Annotated in this window: 6 protein-coding genes; 2 read left to right on the top strand and 4 right to left on the bottom strand. The window is 31.0% G+C overall.

The annotated features are described in order from the left end of the window. Positions 1–168 precede the first annotated feature (168 nt). Both KKC53_06160 and KKC53_06155 read left to right on the top strand, forming a co-directional pair. Positions 169–2,685, top strand: a complete 2,517-nt coding sequence (locus tag KKC53_06160; GenBank protein ID MBU2598734.1) for a hypothetical protein — start codon at positions 169–171, stop codon at positions 2,683–2,685. A 122-nt stretch (positions 2,686–2,807) separates the two neighbouring features. After that, complete coding sequence (locus KKC53_06155; GenBank protein MBU2598733.1) at positions 2,808–3,635, top strand: Nif3-like dinuclear metal center hexameric protein; 828 nt, start codon at positions 2,808–2,810, stop codon at positions 3,633–3,635. Positions 3,636–3,717: 82 nt separating this feature from the next. On the opposite strand, the gene KKC53_06150 is transcribed toward KKC53_06155, so the two are convergent. From KKC53_06150 to KKC53_06135, 4 genes are all read right to left on the bottom strand, one after another. After that, on the bottom strand, positions 3,718–4,194 hold the full coding sequence (locus KKC53_06150) for a HyaD/HybD family hydrogenase maturation endopeptidase (GenBank protein ID MBU2598732.1): 477 nt from the start codon (positions 4,192–4,194) through the stop codon (positions 3,718–3,720). 32 nt (positions 4,195–4,226) lie between these two features. Further along, positions 4,227–4,853, bottom strand: coding sequence for a protein-L-isoaspartate(D-aspartate) O-methyltransferase (locus KKC53_06145; protein MBU2598731.1), 627 nt, complete (start codon positions 4,851–4,853; stop codon positions 4,227–4,229). A 256-nt stretch (positions 4,854–5,109) separates the two neighbouring features. Then, positions 5,110–6,420, bottom strand: coding sequence for an ABC transporter permease (locus KKC53_06140; GenBank protein ID MBU2598730.1), 1,311 nt, complete (start codon positions 6,418–6,420; stop codon positions 5,110–5,112). Next, a partial coding sequence (locus tag KKC53_06135) for an ATP-binding cassette domain-containing protein (GenBank protein ID MBU2598729.1) occupies positions 6,417–6,834 on the bottom strand: 418 nt, incomplete at its 5' end. The genes KKC53_06140 and KKC53_06135, both read right to left, overlap by 4 nt.

Here is a 6,834-nt window from a genome sequence, read left to right as displayed (position 1 = left end):
TCATGATAGTAACAAAAGATCTAAAGAAATGGCTAAAGGTTTGGGTTACGAGGAAAGAAAAGATATTATATATTTTCGCAAAAAGGACGATGACGATTTTTAACTCCAGTATATAATTAATTTAACATAGAATAAAAACCTTTTAAAAAACTAATGATAAGTTCCTATTTGTCAAAATGTAGAAGAATAAAAGATATTAACTCAAATGATCTTGGGATCTTTGTTTTATCAATGTCAACTTTAGCTCTTCAAGCTCTTTTCATAAGGTTGTTTTCGATATCACTATGGTATCATTTCGCTTTTATGATAGTAAGTATTGCATTACTTGGTTTTGGAGCAAGTGGTACTTATCTTTCTATATTCCTAAAAAATAATACTAATAATGAAGACCAGGAAAATGAAAAAAGAGGACTATTAAAGAATAAGTACTATCTTTCACGTTTTTCATTTCTATTTACTTTAACCACAATTTTGAGTTATTTAATATTTAATCTTATCCCTTTTGACCCCTACAGGATAGCTTTTGATAAAATACAGTTTCTATATCTTTTTATTTGGTACTTAGGATTAACTGCTCCATTTTTCTTCTCGGGAGTATGTTTAGGAATCTTACTATCTCAAAAATCAGAAAAGGTGCATATAATTTACTTTTATAATCTTGTTGGCTCATCAATTGGCAGTTTCTTTGTAGTTCTAACAATCCCAATTTTTGGAGGAGAGAAGCTTGTATTACTTATAGCTTGTTTTGGAATTATTGCATCTTTTTTATTTTTGCCAAAATACCAAACTGATTTTTCTAATTATAAAAATTTATTTACTAAATTAAGTAGTATTTTTACTAAATTTAAAAATAGATTTATATTAGTGAATATTTTTTCATTTATTTTAATTATTATACTTATTATCTTTACCCCTCCCTTTTTCCAGATTAGAATGGCTCCACAAAAAACTTTGAGTCAACTTCTAAATTTTCCTGATTCTAAAATACTTCTCACCAAGTGGAATGCTTTCTCAAAGGTTGATGTTATAGAAAGTGATAAGATACATAGTGCACCAGGCTTAAGTTTAAAATTTCCAGATCCCCCACCAAAACAAATAGGAATTACTACAGACGGAGATGATCTCTCTCCAATAACTTTTTGTGATAATACAAAAAATACAACAGATTTCCTCTATTATCTCCCCTCATATATTGCTTACATTCTTAAACCTAATTCAAATGTTGTTTTAATGAATCCTGGTGGTGGTTTAGATATTTTGAGTGCCCTTCAAAATAATTGTAAAAAAATAACCGTTGTTGAGAAAAATCCTATATTAATTAATCTTCTTAAAGAGGATTATAGGGATTTTAGTGGGAATATCTTAAATTCTCCTAAAGTTAAGGTTATAAACAAGAATGATCGCAATTTTATCGCATCCTCAAAGAAAAAATATGATTTGATTTTTTTATGCTTGGATGATAGCTACAAAGTTGTCACAGCTGGTACATATAGTCTCGGTGAAAATTATGAATATACTGTTGAAGCAATAAAACAATATTATAACCACTTAGAAATAAATGGAATTTTATGTATTTCAAGATGGCTTCAACTTCCCCCTAGCGAAAGTCTAAAAATATTCTCTACAATTTTAAGCAGTCTTGATGAACTTAATATCAAAGATCCTCAAGATTATGTTTGTGCTATTAGAAGTTTTTCCACATCTTTTATTATGGTTAAAAATGGAAAATTTTCAAATGAAGAGAAACAAGGTGTTAAAGATTTCTGTGATGAGAGGGGTTTTGATTTAATATATTACAGTAACATAATGCCTGATGAAACAAATAAGAACATAAAGATTAATAAACCATATTATTATGAATACTTTTCAAAGATTGTCGGCATAGACAAGGAAGATTTCATTAATGAATATGAATTTGACGTTAGTCCAACAACAGATAATAAACCTTTTTTCTTTCATTTTTTTAAACCAAGCCATATACCTAAAATATTGGCTTCTTATGGAAAGACTTGGCAACCCTTTGGTGGAGGTGGTTATTTAATTCTATTCGCACTTCTATTAATTTCTGTACTACTATCTATAATGCTTATTATTATTCCCCTGATAATTAGAGGTAAAAGGTTTAACTTAAAGGTATCTAAATGGCAGATATTTATCTACTTCTCTGCAATAGGTATCGGTTTTTTATTTATTGAGATTCCACTTATGCAGAAATTTATTTTATATCTGGGTCATCCAATTTATTCTGTTTCTACAGTTTTGTTCTCAATTCTATTTTTCTCGGGTCTTGGCAGTTTAATTTTAGGCAAAAATACACAATATTTTTCAATAAAAATTTGTGCTTTACTTATTTTAATTTTAATTCTACTAATGCTTTCACCTGTGTTGCTAAAAAATTTGATGGCATATCCTTTTTACATTCGTATTATTTCATGCATTTTAATATTAGCACCTATGGGTTTTTTAATGGGGGCTCCTTTTCCAATGGGTATAAGATTAACAAGTAAGGTTTCCTCTGATTTGATACCGTGGGCTTGGTCTGTAAATGGATTTTCTTCTGTGGTAAGCTCGATTCTTGCAACAATCTTTGCAATTTCCTGGGGATTTAATACTGTTTTAATTATGGCTTTTTTTGCTTACTTACTAGCATTTATAACTTTAATATTATTAAAAGTTAAACGATAAATTAATTTTATTCACCATTAAAAAATGATAATATACAAATATTAGAAATTTAAAAATTTTGTCAAAATATAAATATTATTAAATAAATAATACATAAAATCATTAGTTAAACAGGAGGTAATATGGATACTGAGGAACTAATGCAAATTGCATTAGACATGTCTGGTTTTGAAGAAATACCTGCTGATTCTCAAATATTTGTAAGAGGAGATGATATAAAAAGGGTTCTATTTGGAGTAGATGTTGATGCTGCTGGATTAATGCTTGCAAAACAACTTAATTTTGATGCTGTTATTGCTCATCACCCACCAGGCAACGAAGCTCAAATTTATGGTATGCCAAAAGTTATGCTTCGCCATATTGAGCAGATGAAAAGTGTTGGTATTTCAGAAAAAGATGCAGAAAAGGCTTTGGAGGTTAGAAGGGGAAAGGTTTCAAGACAAAGAAATGTTATAAACTATGAGAGGGTTACAAGTGTGGCAAAATTATTAGAGATACCCTTCTTAAACATCCACACACCAGTTGATGCTATTACAAAAAAATATTTTGACGATTACATTGACTCATTTCTCTCATTAAATGAGAATGCTAAAGTCTCTGATTTAATAAAATCTCTCAATGAAATAGATGAAATTTCAAAAGGTCTAACAAAGCCAGCACTCAGAATAGGAGATGAAGAAAGTCCTGTTGGTAAATTCTTTGTTGCAATATCTGCGGGAACAAGTGGTGGTGCAGCAATTGCTAAGGCATACTTTAAGGCAGGAATTAACACACTACTTTATATGCATCTTGGTGAGGGAGATTATAAAAAGCTTAAAAAAGAAAAAATTAAGGGAAATCTAATTGTAACAGGTCATATGCCCAGTGATTCAATTGGAATAAATATCTATTTAAATGAGCTTGAAAAAAGAGGTATTTTTGTGCAGAGATTTAGCGGTGTCATTGCATAGTAGAAATTGCGTTTGTGATGATTTAATAGAAGTTCAATATCAATCTATAATTAAGATATTACCATATTTTATAGTTGCTATTCTAATTTTTAATCTCATCTAATATTAGCTTTATCATTTCCGGAATTTTTTCTTTTAATTCCTTTGATAATTGCATTCCCATTTCTATGGTTTTTGGCTGTATAGCGAAAATGATGGTATTTAATTTCTTTCCTAAGATTTTTGCCATTTCTACTACTTCTAATATCCCTATCTGGTGAAATGATGAAATATATTTCTGTGAAGCCTCTTTAATCTGCTCGGGCTTAATTTTAAATATTGTACCTGGTTTTGCATTAGCATTTACAACATCTACTACAATTAGTTTTTCCAAATCTTCGATATATCCTAATAAGTTTGGACCCAGAACTCCACCGTCCAATATATCAACACTCTGGGGAAGTTCTAACTTTTCAAGCTCCTTAACGAAATGTATACCAAAACCTTCATCTCCTAAAAGAAGATTTCCAACTCCCATTATCAATATTTTCTTAGATCTTTTTTCCCTAATCTTTGCCATATAAAAACCTGAATAAAAATATATTTTTATTTTTATTGCTCACCTGTTAGGGGGACAAAAGCAACTCCAATTATATTATTAAATTCTAATTTACCATTTACTTTCTTAATCTGCCATAGAACTTGATATGCCCCTGGAGGTCCAACTGGTATTATCATTACTCCACCCTCTTTTAGTTGTTCAATCAGTGGGTGGGGTACGTGATCTGGTGCACATGTAACAATTATGCCATCAAATGGAGAATTCTCTTCCCATCCAAAATATCCATCTGCACAAAGCACCTGAACATTATTATAACCTAACTCATACAATCTATTTCTTGCACTACTGCAGAGCTCCTCAATTATCTCAACTGTATATACTTCATCAACAAGATCTGCTAATATTGCTGCTTGATATCCAGAGCCAGTTCCTATCTCAAGCACCTTCTCACCACCTTTTAGTTCCAAAAGTTGAGTCATTAATGCTACAATGTATGGTTGTGATATGGTTTGTCCATAGCTTATTGGAAGTGGGTGGTCTTCATATGCTTTTTCAAGATATCCCTCTAATACAAATTTGTGCCTGAGAACCTTTCCCATCACTTCTAAAACTCTTTCATCAACAATATCTCTCCCTTTAAGATGCTGGGTAACCATATACTCTCTCTTTTTTGCCATTTCTGTTTCATCCTCTACCTTTTTAATAGGTAGCTTCTTAAAATATGTGCATCCGCTAAATATAGCTGCAATAAGAATTATTGAGATAATGGAGGTAGTTATATCTTTAATAAATGGCTTCATCTTTAATGATAGAAATTGATAATAATCTTCCCGGTTTATTAAATTCAGACATTTTTTTACCCTATTTATATTAAATCTAACCGATAAATTATTTTAGCAAATTTATAAATATTAAATATCCTTATTATATTAATTACTCATGTCTCAGTGCATCAATAGGATCAAGTCTTGCTGCTCTTCTTGCAGGATATACTCCAGCAATAATTCCAATTACAATGGCAAACAAGATAGTTCCAAAAAATAGCCATAATGGAACTTCAAATAGATTCATTCCAGCAAAAGGTGAATATCCCTCTGATGAAGCAATATTTATGAAATATGATGCCACTGCATTGAGTACTTTACCTAAAATAAATCCAGTAATTACACCTAAAACTCCACCCATAAAACCAATAGAACCTGCTTCATAAAGGAAAATTTTACTAATATCTTTATTGGAAGCTCCAATGGCTTTCATTATCCCTATTTCTCTAAATCTTTCATAAATGGACATAACAAGTGTATTAACTATTCCAATTGCAGCCACAAAAAGTGCAATCGCTCCTAAGACACCTAATACAGCTCTTAATATTAAAAATATTGTAGATATAACTCCTAACATTTGTTTTGCAGACATGGCAGTAAATCCCATCTCATTTAGCTTTTCAGTAATCCTGTCAACTTTTTCCACAGATTCTGCAAATACCATTAATTGTGTATACTCCCCTTCTTTTGCAGCAAATAATGCCCCGCCTGTCATCTTTTCCAGTCTCTTTGCAAGTTCAAATGGTATATATATACGCAAATCATCATCAGGACCTAATTCCTTTAGAATTCCAACTATCTTTACTGGAAATTTAGTAACTGAAGTTACACCACCCTCACTATATTTTTCAGCTATTAGTTTTCCTTTTTCCCCTAAGAGTTCTATCTCAGAAACACTTTTTCCAGTATTAACATTATAAAAAGTTTTATCTACCTTGTTTCCTACATTTATCGCTCTTAGATCTTTTTCTTTTAGTATCTCCCCTGACTCCATATTGTACCAATCTTGTTTCATCATGTCGTCATTTACGCTCATAAGGCTTGCTTGTGAAATATAATTACCAATCTGTAATTTCGCGTTTGTTAATAATAATACAGGACTTACACCTTCAACACCTTCGATTTTTTCAATCTTCTTGATAGCTTTGTCATCCAAAACCATTTCTTCTTCATGTTTACCCTCTGTAGTTGGACTCATTGCAAACGCTCTACCCATACTTTCTGGAAATACAACTATTGTTTTTACCATTCCCATTTCTTCAAATTGACTGGTAATGCTTTTTTGAAAACCAATTCCAATACCAACCAAAGTAACTATAGCTGCAGTTCCTACAATTACACCTATAACCGTTAGAGCAGTTCTAAGCTTCATTCTCTTTAAATTTTTTATAACTATTCTAATTAAGTCTGGAAATTTCATACTTTTACTTCCTCTATTTTTTCTATTTTTCCATCACTTAGATAAACTCTTCTGTCAGAATAATATGATATATAAATATCATGTGTTACTACTATTAAGGTTCTTCCCATCTCCTCATTGATAGTTTTTAATACATCCATTATCCCTTTCCCTGTTTTTGAATCTAAGTTTCCAGTTGGCTCATCTGCAAGAATTATTTCAGGTTCATTTATAATTGCTCTTGCTATAGACACTCTCTGTTGCTCTCCGCCTGATAGCTCTGTTGGATTGTGTTTTAATCTATCTCCCAAACCTAATTTTTCAAGAATTTCTTCAGACCTTTTCAATCTTTCTGCCCTTGAAATACCACTAAATATCATTGGGTATTCAACATTCTCAATAGCTGTTAATGTAGGAATGAGATTAAATGATTGA

It is taken from the genome of Actinomycetota bacterium (assembly GCA_018830725.1).
Lineage (GTDB): Bacteria > Actinomycetota > Humimicrobiia > JAHJRV01 > JAHJRV01 > JAHJRV01.
This window is presented reverse-complemented; position numbering and strand designations above follow the sequence as displayed.